Genomic DNA, 15,781 nt, shown 5'->3' with positions numbered 1-15,781 from the left:
TAAGCCCGTCCGCAGCGCCCTGTACCGGATCAGGCCAGCTGGGTGATCTCCACGCTCACGCTGAGGGCCGAGCCGCCGCCCCCGGACAGGATGCCCTTAAGCGGGGACACGTCCCGGTAGTCCCGTCCGCGTGCCACGGTGACGTGGAAATCGCCGGCCGGCTTGTGGTTGGTGGGGTCCCAGCTCCGCCATTCGCCGTCCCACCATTCCAGCCAGGCATGTGACTGCCCGGCGACCGTCTCGCCGATGCCGGCACTGGACCGCGGGTGCAGGTAGCCGGAGACGTAGCGGGCCGGTATGCCAGAGCTGCGCAGCGCACCGATGGCAAGGTGGGCCAGGTCCTGGCAGACGCCCTGCCGCTGGCCCCAGGCCTCTTCGGCGTTCGTGGTGACACCGGTGGAGCCCGACATGTAAGTCATTTCGCCGCGCATCCAGGCGAAGATGGCCATGGCGGCCTCGTGGGGGTTCTTGCCGGCAACAACCTGCGGGATGATGCCCAGAACCTCATCCCCGGGGCCGCTGAGCCGCGACTGCGGCAGCCAGTCGCTGAACGTGTTCAGGGTTTCCGGTGAGGCGAGGACGTCCCAGCCCACAATGTCCGCTTCGGACGGAATCTTCTCCGCCCGGTGGACCTCCACCGTGATGTTGGACACTACCTCAAGGTGCTCATGCGGCATCTGCATGTCAAAGGCCGTGACCCTGGTGCCCCAGTAGTCGCGGTAGGTGCTGACGGCCGCCTGCGACGGCGAGACCTTGACCACGGATTCCAGGACCACCTGCTGCGAGTCCGTCAGCGGCGTCATCCGGGCCTCGTTGTAGGACAGGGTGACGCGCTTGTTGTACTTGTATGCGGTTTTATGCGCGATGCTCAGCCGGGTCATGAAACTTCTCCCACCCAGGCCAGTTCATCCGCCTGATTGAAGTACTTACGGGAAATGGCGTCCGAGGCCTGGGACACCGCCTTCTGTACGCGCTCCATGTGTTCGGGAAGCTCGGACATGAGGTCGTCTGTGCGGTGGAACTCCAGGAACGTGCGTGCCTGGCCCACAATCCGGCGGGCGTCGTTGATGAAGCCCACCCGCTGTGCCGAGGGGTCCAGCTTGGCGAGGCATTCGTCGGCGTCCCGCAGGGCATAGACAATGGAGCGGGGGAACAGGCGGTCCAGGAGCAGGAACTCCGCCGCGTGCTGGTCGCCGAAGGCGGCACGGCGGGTGCGGAGGAAGGACTCATACGCCCCCGCGCAGCGAAGCATGTTCACCCAGGACATGCCCGCGGACAGGACGTCCCGGGTGGAAAGCATGCGGGCTGTCATGTCCGCGCGTTCCAGCGAGCGGCCCAGCACCAGGAACAGCCAGCTGTCATCGTGGCTCACCGTGGTGTCCGCAAGGCCGCTGACCATGGCGGTGCGTTCCAGGGTCCAGTTGCAGAACCGGTATGTACCCACCACGTCCTTGCGGTGCTGGCTCAGCCCGTAGTAGGTGGTGTTCAGGCTTTCCCACAGGCCCGAGGAGACTGTTTCACGGGCACGCCGTGCATTTTCGCGCGCAGCACCAAGGGAACCGGCAATCGACGTGGCACTCGTCTTGTCGTAGGCAAGGGCGTGCAGCAGTTCTGGCAGTCCGAAGTCCTCGTTCTGGGGCCGGGCGCCCATGACGGCCAGGAGCTCCTGGGCCACGCTCCTGCGTTCGTCCATGGGCAGGTGGTTGAGCCGTTCGAGGTGCACGTCCAGGATGCGTGCGGTGCCGTCGGCCCGCTCCACATACCTGCCGATCCAGAAAAGGGACTCGGCAATACGGCTAAGCATTCGCGGCTACCTCCTGCGCGCCCGAAAGTGTATAAGACATGTGCCAGGTTGCTGCCCGGCTCACTGCTGCTGCTCCGACTGGCGGTCGCGCCAGTTGCTCTCCACCGGCCACACGGACACCCGCTCGCGCACGGAGATGGAAGGCCGGGGAACGGTCTCCACGGGCATCTGGGGCGAATCTGCCAGGACCCAGGTGTCCTTGGACCCGCCGCCCTGGCTGGAATTGACGATCAGCGATCCCTCCTTCAGTGCCACGCGGGTCAGGCCGCCGGGCAGTACCCAGACGTTGTCGCCGTCGTTCACTGCGAAGGGGCGGAGGTCAACGTGGCGGGGACCGAACTTGTCACCGCTCAGGGTGGGCACGGTGGAGAGCTGGAGCACGGGCTGGGCGATCCAGCCGCGCGGATCGGAGATGATCCGCTGGCGGAGGGCGTCCAGTTCGTCGTTGGAGGCGTCAGGGCCGATGACCAGGCCCTTGCCGCCGGAGCCGTCCACCGGCTTGACCACAAGCTCGGCAAGGTTGTCCAGCGTGTACTCCCGGGCTTCCTTCTCCTCGAGGCGGAACGTGTCCACGTTCGCGATGATGGGCTCCTCGCTGAGGTAGTAGCGGATCAGGTCAGGAACGTAACTGTAGACCAGTTTGTCGTCCGCGACGCCGTTGCCCACCGCGTTGGCGATGGTGACGCCGCCGGCACGGGCAGCGTTGACCAGGCCCGGGCAACCGAGCATCGAGTCTGCGCGGAACTGCAGGGGGTCCAGGAAGTCGTCGTCGATCCGCTTGTAAATGACGTCCACGCGCTGCTCACCGGCGGTGGTGCGCATGTAGACGCGGTTTCCGCGGCAGATGAGGTCGCGGCCCTCCACCAGCTCCACGCCCATGAGGCCCGCCAGCAGTGTGTGCTCGAAGTAGGCGCTGTTGAAGACCCCCGGGGTAAGGACCACAACGGTGGGGTCGTCCACGCCGGCCGGCGCAGTTTTCCGCAGGGCCGAAAGGAGCCGGCGCGGGTACTCCTCCACCGGGCGGATGAGCTGCTGGCCGAACGCCTCGGGGAGGCCTTTGGCCATTGCCCGGCGGTTCTCCAGGACGTAGCTGACGCCTGAGGGGACGCGCACGTTGTCCTCCAGGACCCGGAATGTCCCCGCGGCGTCGCGAACAACATCGATGCCGGAGATGTGCACACGGACGCCGCCCGCGGGCTCGAAGCCGTGGACCTGCCGGTGAAAATGCGCGCTGGTGGTCACCAGCTGGCGGGGGATCACGCCGTCGGACACCACGGTCATCTTGTCGTACACGTCGTTGAGGAACGCCTCCAGGGCCCGCACCCGCTGCGCGACACCGCGTTCCAGGACATCCCACTCCGCGGCCGGGATCACCCGGGGCACGATGTCCAGCGGGAAGGGGCGCTCCTCCCCCGCGAAGTCAAAGGTCACACCGCGGTCCAGGAAGGTACGGGCCATCGAGTCGGCGCGGGCGCTGACGTCAGCCAGCGAGAGCTTGCGAAGCGCGTCCGCCACCTGCCCGTACGAGTCCCGGGCCTGCTGTCCGGGGGCGAACATCTCATCGTAGGCTCCGGTCCGGGCGGCGGCCTCGGAGTACTCCTGGAATAGGTCTGGCATGCCCAATAGCCAACCATCTTTTTGTTTCGAACTCATAAACCGCCCTTCATCGTGGCGTGTTGGCTGCGGCGTTCGGTTCGCCGATTCCGCCCCTTGTCCGGCACAGTAGGTGAGTGCTAGTCAGCAGAAGCCTTCCAGCGCCCGGCGGAGGACACCCGCGCCGTGCTGACCGGCTGCTCCCGGGCATGGCCACGGCCGCGGTGGCACTGGTGGCCGCTTTCCTGGTCCACGCGCTGCTTCCGGCCCTCCCCGCGATGACACTGGCCGTGGTGCTCGGCGTCCTGGCGGCCAACCTTCCGGCCTCCGGCGCGTGGACGGCCGGGCGTGCCAGGCCCGGGCTGGACTTCGCCGGCAAGCACCTGATGCGCGGCGGGATTGTCCTCCTGGGGCTGAAGGTCAGCATCATGGACGTCCTGGGGCTGGGCTGGCTGGCGCTGGTCCTGATCACTGGCGTGGTGGCGGCGAGCTTCGGCGGCACCTACCTGATCTCCCGGCTCTTCCGGCTGCCCCCTGTGACAGCCCTGCTGGTGGCTACCGGGTTCTCGATTTGCGGAGCCTCCGCCATCGGCGCCATTGCTGCCGTGCGGCGGATCCGGCACGTTGACACAGTCCTGCCGGTGGCCCTGGTGACGCTGTGCGGCACCCTGGCCATCGGTGTCCTGCCCCTGCTGGTGCATCCCCTCCAGCTCACCGCCCCGGTCTTCGGCGCCTGGATTGGCGCATCCGTGCACGACGTCGGCCAGGTGGTGGCCACGGCGCAAACCGCAGGCACGGCGGCACTGGGCATCGCCGTCGTCGTCAAGCTCACCCGCGTCCTGCTGCTGGCACCGGTGGCGGCCATGGCAGGGACGCATCAGCGTTTCGCGGTCCGGCCGGACGCGGACGTGGACGGCGCGGGCGCAAAACTGCCACCCATAGTGCCGCTGTTCGTGCTGGGGTTCGTGGCGATGGTTGGGCTGCGGTCCACCGGCTGGGTGTCCGGAGAGTGGCTGGAAGCGGGAGCCGTGCTGCAGGACGTCCTGCTGGGCGCCGCGCTGTTCGGGCTGGGCTCTGCGGTGCGGATCCGCACCCTGCTGCTGACCGGCGGACGTGCCCTCCTGGCGGCGCTTGCGTCCTGGCTGCTGATTGCGGCCCTGGGCCTCGCCGCTGCCCTGCTGATCGCCCGCTGATTCTGGCGGACCAGCACCGTGATTAGATAGCTGGGTGTCGAACCAGAATCTGCAGCGCGACGAGGCTGCCGGACGTTCAGCCCTGATCACCACCACCAGCTACGACGTCTCGCTGGACGTGCGGCAGGCCGCAGACCCGGACGTGGAGGGCTACACCAGCCGTAGCGTCATCACCTTCACCGCCGCCGAACCTGGCACCTCAACCTTCCTGGACTTCATCGGCAGCGGCGTCCACAGCGTGTTCCTCAACGGCAAGGGCCTGAGGGTGGAGGACGTGGTGGACGGTGCACGGATCCGGCTCGACAACCTGCAGCGCGAGAACCAGGTCACCGTCACCGGAACCGCCCTCTACAGCCGCTCCGGCGAGGGGATGCACCGGTTCGTGGATCCCGCGGACGGACAGTGCTACCTGTACACCCAGTACGAGCCTGCCGACGCCAGGCGCGTCTTCGCCAACTTCGAGCAGCCGGACCTCAAGGCAACATTCGCCTTCCACGTCATGGCACCGGAAGGGTGGCAGGTCGCGTCCAACGGGGTGGAAACGGCCCGCACGCTCCTCACCAGCGATCCCGCCACGGCACGCTGGGACTTTGCCGCCACCGCGCCGATGTCCACCTACATCACCACCGTGCTGGCCGGCCCCTACTTCAAGGCCGAGGACCGCTGGCAGGCAACGCTCGACGACGGGACCTCCCTGGACGTCCCGCTGGCCCTCTACTGCCGGGCGTCCATGGCGGAATCCTTCGACGCGGAAGAGCTGTTCCGGCTGACCAAGGACGGGCTGGACTTCTTCAACCGGCTCTTCGCCTACCCCTACCCGTGGGGCAAGTACGACCAGGCCTTCGTGCCGGAGTACAATCTGGGCGCCATGGAGAACCCCGGCCTGGTCACGTTCACCGAAAGCTATGTGTTCACCTCCCGCGCCACCGACGCCCAGTACCAGGGCCGGGCCAACACCCTCATGCACGAGATGGCGCACATGTGGTTCGGTGACCTGGTGACCATGCGGTGGTGGGACGACCTGTGGCTCAAGGAGTCCTTCGCCGACTACATGGGCACCCTGGGCGTGGACCGGGCCACGGACTGGGACTCTGCCTGGGTGAGCTTCGCGAACAAAAGGAAAGCCTGGGCGTACGTCCAGGACCAGCTGCCCACCACGCACCCCATCGTCGCGGACATCCCCGACCTGGAAGCGGCGAAGCAAAACTTCGACGGCATCACCTACGCCAAGGGCGCCTCAGTGCTCAAACAGCTGGTGGCCTATGTGGGATTCGACGCCTTCATTGCCGGCTCCCGCGAATACTTCCGCAAGCATGCCTACTCCAACACCACCCTGGCGGACCTCCTCGAGGCGCTCAGTGCCGCCTCCGGCAGGGACCTGTCCGGCTGGGCGCAACAATGGCTCCAGACCGCTGGCATCTCCACCCTTTCCCTGGACGTCGCGGCGGATCCGACCGACGGCGGCGTCATCGGCGGGGCGGCCGTCGTCCAGGACGCCGTGGACCCCGTCACGGGACGGCCTGGACCCCGGCCGCACCGGCTCCGGGTGGGGCTGTACGACTTCGACGACGCCGGAGCCCTGGTTCGCACCGGAAGCGTGGAAACCGACGTCAACGGATCCTCCACGCCAGTTCCGGAACTGGCCGGTAAGCCCAGGCCGGCGCTGCTGCTCCTCAATGACGACGACCTCACATACGCCAAGGTGCGGCTTGATCCCGCGTCCCGGGCGACCATCCAGGAATCGCTGGACAAAATCACCGACCCCATGGCGCGGGCACTGTGCTGGACGGCGCTTTGGGACGCGGCCAGGGACGGAGAGAGCCCGGCCGCACGGTACGTGGACGCGGTGGCGGCCTTTGGCCCGGCAGAAACCGGAATCGGCGTCCTGCTCACCATCCTCGACAACGCGAGCACCGCCGTCGAACGCTACACCCCTGCAACTGAACGGGCGGCAGTGCGGTCCTCGTTCCTCGAAACGGCCATCGCCGGGTTGGACAGCGCGGCGCCGGGCTCAGACCACCAGCTGGCGTGGGCCCGGGCCGCCGGCACGCTCAGCAGGCATGACCCCGCCATGCTCCCCCGCCTGCGCGGGCTGCTGGACGGTTCGGCATCCGTGGAGGGCCTGGCCGTGGATGCTGAACTGCGGTGGCATTTCTGGCACGCGCTCGCCGCCAACGGGCAGGCTACCCTTGCGGAACTCGATGCCGAGCTGGAACGCGACACCACGGCATCGGGGCGGGCCGGCCACGCCACTGCGGCTGCTGCGCGGCCGGAGCCTGACGTCAAGGCTGCGGCGTGGCGTGAAGCTGTCCACGGCAACACGCTCTCCAACCAGCTGCTCAGCGCGACCATCAGCGGCTTCACCACCGCCCCCGCCGGCCTGCTGGCACCCTATGTGGAGCCGTATTTCGAGTGCCTGCGCGGGGTCTGGGAAGGGCGCAGCATCGAAATCGGCAGCAGGATTGTCCGCGGCCTGTTCCCCCTGGACCAGGACCTTGCGGACGGCATCGAACCGGCGGAGCATCCGGTCCTCCGCCGGACTGACGAATGGCTGGCAGCCAATGCTGACGCTCCCCGGGCCCTGCGCCGCATTATCCTGGAGCAGCGCAGCCACCTGCTGCGGGCACTCACGGCGCAGGCCGCCGTCGTAAACTCACCATCCACAGCCCGGTAAGCTTCTGACCGCCCTGCGCAGTGAACCCCGGGCTCGGTGCGTCAGGGAACCCGGTGGAGCCATTCCTCCGTGCCGAACTTCGTGGCCACGCGCTCACGGGCCGCGGCCAGTTCACCCTCGCTGAGTTCTGACGGCGTGGCGCCGTACCGCTCGGCGAACACCTCCATCATCGCTTCAATGATCGCCGTACGCGCCAGGCCGGTCTGCCGGCGGAGCGGGTCCACACGCTTCTTGGCGCTGCGGGTTCCCTTGTCGGAGAGCTTCTCCTTGCCGATCCGGAGCACTTCCACCATTTTGTCGGCGTCGATGTCGTAGCTCATGGTGACGTGGTGCAGCATTCCCCCGTTGGCAAGCCGTTTCTGGGCTGCGCCGCCGATCTTTCCCTGGTCCGTGGCAATGTCATTGAGCGGCACGTAGAAGGCCGTAATGCCCAGCTTCTCCAGCGCTGCCATGACCCAGGCGTCCAGGAACGGGTAGGAATCAGCGAAGCTGATGCCGTCCACCAGCGTCTGCGGCAGGTACAGCGAGTAGGTGATGCAGTTGCCTGCCTCCATGAACATCGCTCCCCCGCCGCTGATGCGGCGGACCACTTTAATGCCATGCTTCGCCACGCCGCCGGGGTCCACCTCGTTCCGGACCGACTGGAAGCTCCCGATGACCACGGACGGCTCCTCCCAGTCCCAGAACCGAAGGGTGGGGTTGCGCCGGCCTGCACCGACCTCTTCGGTGAGGACCTCGTCCAGGGCCACGTTGATTTCGGTGGGCAGGACCGTGGGCGCGATGACATTCCAGTGGTGGTCCGCCCACGAGGTGGCTTTGGCCAGTGCACGTCGCACCGTGACCGCCACGGCGTCGGCCGAGAAGCCGAACAGGGATGCGTCCGGCGGAAGGGCCGCGGTTACTGTGGCGGCCAGCTCGGCGGCGGGAGTGGTTCCGGGCAGCCCGGTCAGTGCGCGGTTGATGTCCAGGAGGGCCTCATCCGGTTCCAGGAAGAAGTCACCGCTGATGGAGACGTCCGCCAGGAGCCCGTCCACAACTGCCAGGTCCGCCACCACCAGCTTGCCGCCCGGTACCTTGTACTCACCGTGCAGGCGGGTGTTGGCGGAAGGATCACGGTTTGGAAGGGGGTGCTGGCTCATGGCTCCATCCTGCCGCAGAACGGCGGGCCGCGTTAAAGCGGAAAGCCCGCACCGTTGCCGGTGCGGGCTTTCTCGATGAAGCTTGGAGGAAGAATCTACTTCTTGCCGCCGAAGCCCTTGAAGCGAGCGTTGAAGCGCTCGACGCGGCCAGCGGAGTCCATGATGCGCTGCTTGCCCGTGTAGAACGGGTGGGACTCGGAGGAGATTTCGACGTCGATGACCGGGTAGGTGTTGCCGTCTTCCCACTCGATGGTCTTCGAGGAAGACACGGTGGACTTCGTCAGGAACTTCGTGCCGGAGGCCAGGTCGTTGAAAACAACAGCTTCGTACTTCGGGTGGATCTCAGACTTCATAATGGGACCTTTGTTCACGCGCTGGATTTTGCCAGCTGCCAGGTATGAATGGGATGGTGTGTTCCTGACTCGGCCGAAGCGGAATCAGCAGGACAACCAGCTATCAATCATAGCCGACGCCGGCGGTGCTGACGAACCGGTGCCGCACCTCCCGGCTAGCCCCGCGTCCGCAGCTCCCAGAACGCCACAGCAGACGCCGCCGCCACGTTGAGCGAGTCCACACCGTTGCGCATGGGGATTTTCACGGCAAGGTCGACGGCGGCAAGTGTCTCCGCGCTCATGCCGGCGCCTTCGGTGCCGAGCACCAGGGCGAGCTTGTCCGGGTTCCGCGCGGCCACAATGTCCACGTCCTGTGCGTCCTCCGTGAGCTCCAGGGCGGCAACCTCGAAGCCGTGGTCCTTGAGCACCAAAAGGTCCTCCGGCCACCTGTCCAGGCGTGCCCAGGGAACCTGGAAAACAGTCCCCATGCTGACCCGGACGCTTCGGCGGTACAGCGGGTCCCCGCACCGGGGAGACACCAGGACGGCGTCAATGTCCAGTGCGGCGGCGGACCGGAAGATGGCCCCAACGTTCGTGTGGTCCACGATGTCCTCGAGCACGGCCACCCGCCGGGCGCCTGCCAGGAGTTCGGGCAGCGGGACGGGCGCCGGACGGTGCATGGCGGCCATGGCGCCGCGGTGCAGGTGGAAGCCGGTGATTTCTTCGAGCAGGGCTGCCCGTCCGATGAACGCGGGTACGCCGGGATAGGCATCAAGGACGTCCCGCAGGTCATCGAGCCATTTCTCCGCCAGGAAGAACGAGCGCGGCTGGTGGCCGGCAGCGAGGGCACGGCGGAGTACGCGGGATGATTCGGCGATGTACATGCCCTCCGCCGGCTCCCGGAGCTTGCGCAGGTGGACGTCGGTGAGGCGGGTGTAATCGGACACCCGCGGATCATCCGCGGACTCGAGGTAGTGGATTGTCACCGGGCGATTATTTCAGCAGATTGGCGATCATGAATCCCAGGGCCACCACTCCCAGGACGAAGATCACGGCGCGCAGCACGGTCGGGGACAGCCGGCGGCCCACCCTGGCGCCCACCAGGCCGCCGATGCTGGAACTGACCGCAATCAGCAGCACCACCAGCCAGTTGATGCGGCCGAAGGCGAACAGCAGGTAGGAGACCGCGGCCACCAGGTTGACGCCCAGCACCAGGATATTCTTCATGGCATTGGCATTCTGGATGGTGCCGGTGAGGAAGACCCCCAGGATGCCCACCAGCAGGATTCCCTGGGCTGCCACGAAGTAGCCTCCGTACACGCCCGCGAAGTAGACCAGCACAACCAGAAGAATGCCGTGCCGCTTGTCCCGCACCGCGTGTTCGGGGTTTTCCTCGCGGTCCTTGACCCAGGCCTGCAGCCTGGGCTGGAACACCACCATCAGCATTGCAACCACCAGCAGCACCGGTGCCACGTAGTGGAAGATTTCCTCCGGCAGGTGCAGCAGCAGCCATGCACCGGAGATGCCGCCCAGGAGCGACGCCGGGAGCAGGCGCATCAGCTGGCGGCCGCGGCCTCTGAGCTCCCGGCGGTACCCGAAAGCTCCCGCGGCTCCTCCGGCGACGAGTCCCATGGCGTTGCTCATGGACGCGACGACCGGCGTGATGCCCAGCGCGATGAGCACCGGGAACGTCACAAGGGTGCCGGAACCCACCACCGCGTTGATGGTGCCCGCCCACAGGCCGGCAATGAACACAAAGATGCTGCTGAGAAGGTCCAACTGCGTGTGTGCCGCCTAGCGGCGCGCGGTGGCGGAGTAACGCCCGGCGTTCTCCGTGACATCCAGGTCGAGGCCGAACGTGGTGCTGAGGTGTTCGTCGGTGAGGACCTCGTTGATGGGGCCTGCGGCCACAACTCCGCCGTCGCGAAGGAGCATGGCGTGCGTGAATCCAGGCGGGACTTCCTCCAGGTGGTGGGTTACCAGGACCATTGCCGGTGCCGCCTCGTCACTGGCGAGTTCGCCGAGCTTGTGGACGAGTTCCTCGCGGCCGCCGAGGTCGAGCCCTGCGGCGGGTTCATCCAGCAGCAGCAGTTCGGGGTCCGTCATGAGGGCGCGGGCGATCTGGACGCGCTTGCGTTCGCCTTCGGAGAGGGTGGCGAAGGTCCTGTTCAGGAGCGGACCCATCCCCCAGTCGTTCAGCAGGCGGAAGGCGCGGCGTTCATCGTCGCGCTCGTAGCCTTCCCGCCATCGTCCGGTGACGCCGTAAGCGGCCGTTACCACAACGTTGAGGACGTTCTCTTGTTCGGGGATCTGGGTGGCGAGGGCAGCCGAGGAAAGGCCGATGCGGGGGCGCAGTTCGAATACGTCGACGCGACCCAGGGTTTCGTCCAGGATGCCGGCGGTGCCGCTGCTGGGATGGAGCCGGGCGGCTGCGATCTGCAGGAGGGTGGTCTTGCCGGCGCCATTGGGGCCCAGGATCACCCAGCGTTCGCCCTCATTGACTTCCCAGTCAACCTTGTCCAGCAGGGTCTTTTTACCTCGGACAACGCTGACGGAAGACAATTCCAGAACATCACTCATAGGAGTAGACACTAGGACAAAAAAGAGCCCGACTGATAACCGGTGCCGGGGTGCTGAAACACCCTGCAGGCCGCCGGAATTTCAGAGTTGCCGGTCGGTGCGCAATGAATTCAAAGGACCCTCCCAGTGCTCGATAAGATTGCAGGCATGACTTCGAACGTGACTGCGGTCAGCTATGGCCAAAATATGACTCCAAACGGGCTGGAGCAGCTGCGTTCCGTCCTGGCCGGCCTCGGCGCAGAGGTGGTGTCGGAGGAGTCCCTGGGTGACGACCGCTACCGGGTGCACTTGGCAGAACTGGCCCTTCCCGATGCCACCGCCGCGGGGATCGCCAGCCTTCGCCGTGCCGTGGCGGACGCCGCGATTGACGGGCTGGACACGGCCCTGGTTCCCGCCGGGCTGCGTTCCGCTGGCCGCAAGCTGCTGATTATGGACGTAGACTCCACGCTCATCCAGCAGGAGGTCATCGAACTTCTTGCCGCGTACGCAGGCAAGCGGGAAGAGGTCGCCGCTGTCACTGAAGCCGCCATGCGGGGGGAACTGGATTTCACCCAGAGCCTGCACGCCCGTGTGGCCGTGCTCGCAGGGCTGCCAGCCGACGTCGTCCATTCCGTCCGGCAGGAAGTTAAACTCAGCGAAGGGGCCGCCGAGCTCGTGGCCGCGTTCAAGGCGGCAGGGCATGTGGTGGCAGTAGTGTCCGGGGGCTTCAACCAGATCCTGCAGCCGATCGCCGACGGGCTGGGGCTGGACTACTGGCAGGCCAATGAACTCGAAATCGTCGACGGAGCGCTGACCGGCAAGGTCCTTGGCTCCGTGGTGGACCGTGCAGCCAAGGAGAAGTACCTGCGCGAATGGGCAGCCGCCGAAGGCATCGCACTGGAGCACACCGTGGCCGTTGGTGACGGCGCCAACGACCTGGACATGCTGGGTGCCGCCGGCATTGGGGTGGCTTTCAACGCGAAGCCTGCGGTCCGGGCGGTAGCGGATGCCGCGGTCAACATGCCCTACCTCGACGCCGTCCGTTACGTCGCCGGCGTCTGACCCCTTAAACGCGGGATGACATTTCGCGGCAGTATCCGTCAGGACAACTGCTGCGAAATGCCATCTGGCGGACTGGGTGGCGGTTAGCTGTCGGCCTGCTGCGCGCCCTTGCCGAAGTAGTCTGCGCCGCCTGCGTATTCGGTGTGGCCGGATTCGACGTCGGCCGTCACCATTCCTGCCACCACCTGCGCGAATTCCTCCACGGAGTACAGCTTGCCGGCCTCTGCACGGCGGGCCTCGATGGCGCCCGGCGTGGAGCGGTCCAGCAGCGTGGCGGTGACGGTGCCCTCAATCATGTCGCCGGACACCACCACCAGGGTGATGCCCTGTTCGGCCAGGCTGGGGATGAGCTCGCGCAGGGCGTCCTCGCCGGCACGCTTGCTGCGGGCCACGGGCTCGTAGGCGGGCATGGTGGGGACAGTGTTGATGAAGTGCGCCTGGTGGCTGGTCACGAAGACCACGCGGGAGCCTTCCTTCATCAGCGGCACCGCGGCGTTGAGCATGTTCACCTGGGCGTCGCGGTTCAGCTTGAGCGCGTAGTCCTCACCCATGCCGGTCTCCATGCCGCCGGACGCGTTGAGGACGAGTATGTCCAGGGAACCGAAGTTCTCCATCGCCGCGGAGGCCAGAGCCTGGACGCCTTCCTGGGTGGTGAGGTCCGCGCCCACGGCCACGGCGCGGCCGCCGTCGGCCTCAATCCCCTGCACCACCTTGTTGGCGCGGGGCGCTTTCTGGCGGTAGTTCACGACGACGGCCGCGCCCTCGCCGGCGAGGATCCTGGCTACGTCAGCGCCGATACCGCGTGATGATCCGGTGACGATGGCGGTCTTGTTGTCCAGCAGTCCCATAGGGGCTCCTTTTGTTCGATACGTCTAAATCCATGAAGGCCTGCTGTCCATCATGCCAGCGGCCGGTGCCGATTCCGTTGTCCGGGTCCCACAAAGAAGCCCCGCGGGGCTAGTTTGGCGGGAGGGGTCAGTGCCCCATGCCCAGGCCGCCGTCCACCGGGATGACAGCGCCGGAGATGTAGGCGGCCTCGTCGCTGGAGATCCAGCGGACCACGTTGGCAACCTCCGACGCCTCGGCGAACCGGCCTGCCGGAATGCTGGTGAGGTAGTCCTTCTGGGTGGCTTCGGGGAGCTCTGCAGTCATGTCCGTGTTGATGAAGCCAGGAGCGACCACATTGGCCGTGATGCCGCGGGACCCGAGTTCACGGGTCAGGGAACGGGCGATGCCCACGAGGCCTGCCTTGGAGGCGGAGTAGTTGATCTGTCCCGGGGCGCCGTAAAGGCCGGACACCGACGAGATGAGGACCACGCGGCCCTTGCGGAGCCGGATCATGCCCTTGGAGGCGCGCTTGATGACGCGGAAAGCCCCGGTGAGGTTGGTGTCGATGACGGAGGTGAAATCGTCCTCGCTCATGCGCAGCAGCAGCATGTCCTTGGTGATGCCGGCGTTGGCCACCAGGACCTCGACGGGGCCGTGGGCGGCTTCAACTTCCTTGAAGGCGGCATCCACGGACGCTTCGTCGGTGACGTCCGCCTTGACGCCCAGGATCCCGTCCGGCAGCTGCGACTCGCTGCGGTAGGTCACGGCCACCTTGTCACCGTTGGCCAGGAAGGCTTCAGCGATGGCCAGGCCGATGCCGCGGTTGCCGCCCGTGACAAGGACGCTGCGGGGGGCGGAAACTGCTTCAGTCATGGGGGCACTCCGGATTTCTGCGGCACGCTGCGCCGCGGTAGCAAAGGTGGGATGGGCTGCCTGACGATCTTATCGCCAGGCCCGGCGCGGGTTTGGGCGGCACTGCCGATGGTGAGAGAATTGATGCAAGCCTTTGGAGCGTGATAAATCACCGTGACCCTTGAAAACCACGCGGGACAATCCGTGCCTGGAGATGCCGGCCGGTTCTCCGGCGATGCTGAGGTCCACAGCATTACGGATGCCGCGGGAGCCCATTCCGAGGACATGCGCAAGCGCATGATCAAGTACGCCCTGGCGATGGGCATCCGCATGGTGTGCCTGATCCTGATCTTCGTGGTGGACGGCTGGTTCAAGATCATTGCGGTCGCCGGCGCCGTTTTCCTGCCCTGGATCGCGGTGGTCATCGCAAACGGGAGCGACAAAGCTGAGGGGCACAGCGATTCACTGCTGGACTCCGCTCCCCTGGCCGAAATAGAGAGCCCGCTTCAGCCCGCCGGTGACGAAGGTCCCGGCAGTGAGTTGTTGCAGGGCGAGCTAATCAACGACGACGAGAACGAACCTGGGGAGGAGCGGCAGGCATCATGAGCATCTTCGACTTTGCTGCGGGGACCGGTCCTGCAGTGGCCGAAACAGGCGCGATCTGCTCCCGGAAGGCCTGCCGGTCCAGCGCGTCCTGGCAGCTCCTATGGAACAACCCGAAGATCCATGCCCCGGAGAGGCGCAAGACCTGGCTGGCCTGTGCAGAGCACCGGGAGTGGCTGGAGGACTACCTGCAGACGCGCGGGCTGTGGAAGGAAACGCTCCCTCTCGACACCGGCTCCCCGGACGGTGCCCTGGAGCAGGACAGCTGAATGTACCGTTTCCTCTTCTCCAGCAAATGGCTGGGCTATCTCCTGCTGGCCGCGATCTTCGCCACCGCCTGTGTGTTCCTTGGCCGCTGGCAGATGGACCGCAGGGCGGAGACGCTCGCCGAGATCAACCGCGTGGTGACCAACTACTCGGCCACCCCTATTCCCTTTGAACAAGCCCGGGAACAGTTCACAAAGCTTGACCCTGCCAAGGAATGGACCCAGGTGGAGCTGAAAGGCTCCTACGACGTGGCCGGCCAGCGCATCGTCCGCAACCGGCCCCTGAACGGGCAGCCCGGCTACGAGGTTGTGGTCCCGTTCCGGCTGGAGTCCGGTGAAACCGTGGTGGTGGACCGCGGCTGGCTGCCCATCGGCAACAAGAACCCTGGCAGCCCGGACTCGGTACCGGCGCCTCCCTCCGGCGAAGTCACCGCCGTCGTGCGTCTGAAGCATCCGGAACCTGAACTGCAGCGCGGGGCACCGGAAGGCCAGCTGGCATCCATCGACCTGGCCGCCTATTCCAGGGAACTCGGCTACCCCCTGCTGACCGGCGCGTACGGGCAGCTTGCGTCAGAGACGCCCCGGGCGGCAGAAATGCCGGCCGCCTTCCCGAAGCCTTCCACCGAGGAGGGCACGCACCTGTCCTACTCGCTGCAGTGGTTCGCGTTCGGCGTCCTCATGTTTGTGGCGTTCGGCTATGCGGCGCGGCAGCAGGCGCGCAACGCGGCAATCGACGCCGAGGACGACGCCGTGGACGACGCAACCGTCCATTCCGCCGCGTCCTCCGGCCGTCGTCCCTCCCCGCCGCGGAAGCGGAAGAAGGCGACGTCGGAGGAAGAGGAAGACGCCCTCCTGGACGCGCAGGGGTACTGACAC

General features: G+C 66.5%; 16 protein-coding genes. 6 read left to right on the top strand and 10 right to left on the bottom strand.

Annotation, left to right across the window (positions count from 1 at the left end; genetic code table 11):
* Window positions 1-29: 29 nt before the first annotated feature.
* The 3 genes from AC5RUU_RS08230 to AC5RUU_RS08220 are packed head-to-tail and all read right to left on the bottom strand — an operon-like array spanning window position 30 to window position 3,421.
* On the bottom strand, window positions 30-881 hold the full coding sequence (locus AC5RUU_RS08230) for a transglutaminase family protein (RefSeq protein ID WP_493974717.1): 852 nt from the start codon (window positions 879-881) through the stop codon (window positions 30-32).
* Window positions 878-1,804, bottom strand: coding sequence for an alpha-E domain-containing protein (locus AC5RUU_RS08225; RefSeq protein WP_493974716.1), 927 nt, complete (start codon window positions 1,802-1,804; stop codon window positions 878-880). The genes AC5RUU_RS08230 and AC5RUU_RS08225 overlap by 4 nt, the downstream gene beginning before the upstream one ends.
* A gap of 60 nt (window positions 1,805-1,864) precedes the next feature.
* A complete protein-coding gene (locus AC5RUU_RS08220) occupies window positions 1,865-3,421 on the bottom strand; it encodes a circularly permuted type 2 ATP-grasp protein (protein ID WP_493974715.1) in 1,557 nt (518 codons plus the stop codon).
* 185 nt (window positions 3,422-3,606) lie between these two features.
* Between AC5RUU_RS08220 and AC5RUU_RS08215 the strand changes: the two genes are divergently transcribed.
* Both AC5RUU_RS08215 and pepN read left to right on the top strand, forming a co-directional pair.
* Window positions 3,607-4,590 carry a YeiH family protein gene (locus tag AC5RUU_RS08215; protein ID WP_493974912.1) on the top strand — a complete coding sequence of 328 codons (984 nt, stop codon included), beginning with the start codon at window positions 3,607-3,609 and terminating at the stop codon, window positions 4,588-4,590.
* Window positions 4,591-4,624: 34 nt separating this feature from the next.
* Window positions 4,625-7,264, top strand: a complete 2,640-nt coding sequence (pepN, locus tag AC5RUU_RS08210; RefSeq protein WP_493974714.1) for an aminopeptidase N — start codon at window positions 4,625-4,627, stop codon at window positions 7,262-7,264.
* A 41-nt stretch (window positions 7,265-7,305) separates the two neighbouring features.
* Here pepN and lplAB read toward each other — a convergent pair whose 3' ends face one another.
* The 5 genes from lplAB to AC5RUU_RS08185 form a co-directional block, all read right to left on the bottom strand.
* Window positions 7,306-8,403 carry a lipoate-protein ligase LplAB gene (gene lplAB, locus AC5RUU_RS08205; protein ID WP_493974713.1) on the bottom strand — a complete coding sequence of 366 codons (1,098 nt, stop codon included), beginning with the start codon at window positions 8,401-8,403 and terminating at the stop codon, window positions 7,306-7,308.
* Window positions 8,404-8,498: 95 nt separating this feature from the next.
* Window positions 8,499-8,756, bottom strand: coding sequence for a type B 50S ribosomal protein L31 (locus AC5RUU_RS08200; protein ID WP_493974712.1), 258 nt, complete (start codon window positions 8,754-8,756; stop codon window positions 8,499-8,501).
* 155 nt (window positions 8,757-8,911) lie between these two features.
* Window positions 8,912-9,721: a TrmH family RNA methyltransferase gene (locus tag AC5RUU_RS08195; RefSeq protein WP_493974711.1), complete on the bottom strand. Its 810-nt coding sequence runs from the start codon at window positions 9,719-9,721 to the stop codon at window positions 8,912-8,914.
* Window positions 9,722-9,728: 7 nt separating this feature from the next.
* Complete coding sequence (locus tag AC5RUU_RS08190; protein WP_493974710.1) at window positions 9,729-10,514, bottom strand: sulfite exporter TauE/SafE family protein; 786 nt, start codon at window positions 10,512-10,514, stop codon at window positions 9,729-9,731.
* Between the two features lie 15 nt (window positions 10,515-10,529).
* On the bottom strand, window positions 10,530-11,315 hold the full coding sequence (locus AC5RUU_RS08185; protein ID WP_493974709.1) for an ABC transporter ATP-binding protein: 786 nt from the start codon (window positions 11,313-11,315) through the stop codon (window positions 10,530-10,532).
* A gap of 147 nt (window positions 11,316-11,462) precedes the next feature.
* Between AC5RUU_RS08185 and serB the strand changes: the two genes are divergently transcribed.
* Window positions 11,463-12,356 carry a phosphoserine phosphatase SerB gene (gene serB, locus AC5RUU_RS08180; protein WP_493974708.1) on the top strand — a complete coding sequence of 298 codons (894 nt, stop codon included), beginning with the start codon at window positions 11,463-11,465 and terminating at the stop codon, window positions 12,354-12,356.
* A gap of 83 nt (window positions 12,357-12,439) precedes the next feature.
* Here serB and AC5RUU_RS08175 read toward each other — a convergent pair whose 3' ends face one another.
* A complete protein-coding gene (locus tag AC5RUU_RS08175; protein ID WP_493974707.1) occupies window positions 12,440-13,204 on the bottom strand; it encodes an SDR family oxidoreductase in 765 nt (254 codons plus the stop codon).
* A gap of 127 nt (window positions 13,205-13,331) precedes the next feature.
* Entirely contained in the window at window positions 13,332-14,057 is a 726-nt protein-coding gene (locus AC5RUU_RS08170) for a beta-ketoacyl-ACP reductase (protein WP_493974706.1), read from the bottom strand.
* A 153-nt stretch (window positions 14,058-14,210) separates the two neighbouring features.
* Here AC5RUU_RS08170 and AC5RUU_RS08165 point away from each other — a divergent pair, with 153 nt between their 5' ends.
* Genes AC5RUU_RS08165 through AC5RUU_RS08155 form a run of 3 tightly spaced genes read left to right on the top strand, consistent with a single transcriptional unit; the run spans window position 14,211 to window position 15,778 of the window.
* Window positions 14,211-14,642 carry a DUF3099 domain-containing protein gene (locus tag AC5RUU_RS08165; RefSeq protein WP_493974705.1) on the top strand — a complete coding sequence of 144 codons (432 nt, stop codon included), beginning with the start codon at window positions 14,211-14,213 and terminating at the stop codon, window positions 14,640-14,642.
* The gene (locus AC5RUU_RS08160; RefSeq protein WP_493974704.1) at window positions 14,639-14,908 is read left to right on the top strand and encodes a hypothetical protein; all 270 of its coding nucleotides are present in this window, start codon (window positions 14,639-14,641) and stop codon (window positions 14,906-14,908) included. Before AC5RUU_RS08165 ends, AC5RUU_RS08160 begins: the two co-directional genes overlap by 4 nt.
* Window positions 14,909-15,778, top strand: a complete 870-nt coding sequence (locus tag AC5RUU_RS08155; protein WP_493974703.1) for an SURF1 family cytochrome oxidase biogenesis protein — start codon at window positions 14,909-14,911, stop codon at window positions 15,776-15,778. It abuts the gene before it with no gap.
* Window positions 15,779-15,781 lie beyond the last annotated feature (3 nt).

It is taken from the genome of Arthrobacter sp. K4-10C, assembly GCF_059090085.1.
Note: the sequence above shows the minus strand (reverse complement) of the source record. Positions and strands in the feature narration are given on the sequence as shown.

Excerpts from the sequence above, each read along its gene's own strand:
- AC5RUU_RS08230 (WP_493974717.1), bottom strand. The coding sequence starts at position 881 with ATGACCCGGCTGAGCATCGCGCATAAAACCGCATACAAGTACAACAAG.
- AC5RUU_RS08225 (WP_493974716.1), bottom strand. The coding sequence starts at position 1,804 with ATGCTTAGCCGTATTGCCGAGTCCCTTTTCTGGATCGGCAGGTATGTG.
- AC5RUU_RS08220 (WP_493974715.1), bottom strand. The coding sequence starts at position 3,421 with ATGCCAGACCTATTCCAGGAGTACTCCGAGGCCGCCGCCCGGACCGGA.
- AC5RUU_RS08215 (WP_493974912.1), top strand. The coding sequence starts at position 3,607 with ATGGCCACGGCCGCGGTGGCACTGGTGGCCGCTTTCCTGGTCCACGCG.
- lplAB (WP_493974713.1), bottom strand. The coding sequence starts at position 8,403 with ATGAGCCAGCACCCCCTTCCAAACCGTGATCCTTCCGCCAACACCCGC.
- AC5RUU_RS08200 (WP_493974712.1), bottom strand. The coding sequence starts at position 8,756 with ATGAAGTCTGAGATCCACCCGAAGTACGAAGCTGTTGTTTTCAACGAC.
- AC5RUU_RS08185 (WP_493974709.1), bottom strand. The coding sequence starts at position 11,315 with ATGAGTGATGTTCTGGAATTGTCTTCCGTCAGCGTTGTCCGAGGTAAA.
- serB (WP_493974708.1), top strand. The coding sequence starts at position 11,463 with ATGACTTCGAACGTGACTGCGGTCAGCTATGGCCAAAATATGACTCCA.
- AC5RUU_RS08175 (WP_493974707.1), bottom strand. The coding sequence starts at position 13,204 with ATGGGACTGCTGGACAACAAGACCGCCATCGTCACCGGATCATCACGC.
- AC5RUU_RS08170 (WP_493974706.1), bottom strand. The coding sequence starts at position 14,057 with ATGACTGAAGCAGTTTCCGCCCCCCGCAGCGTCCTTGTCACGGGCGGC.
- AC5RUU_RS08160 (WP_493974704.1), top strand. The coding sequence starts at position 14,639 with ATGAGCATCTTCGACTTTGCTGCGGGGACCGGTCCTGCAGTGGCCGAA.
- AC5RUU_RS08155 (WP_493974703.1), top strand. The coding sequence starts at position 14,909 with ATGTACCGTTTCCTCTTCTCCAGCAAATGGCTGGGCTATCTCCTGCTG.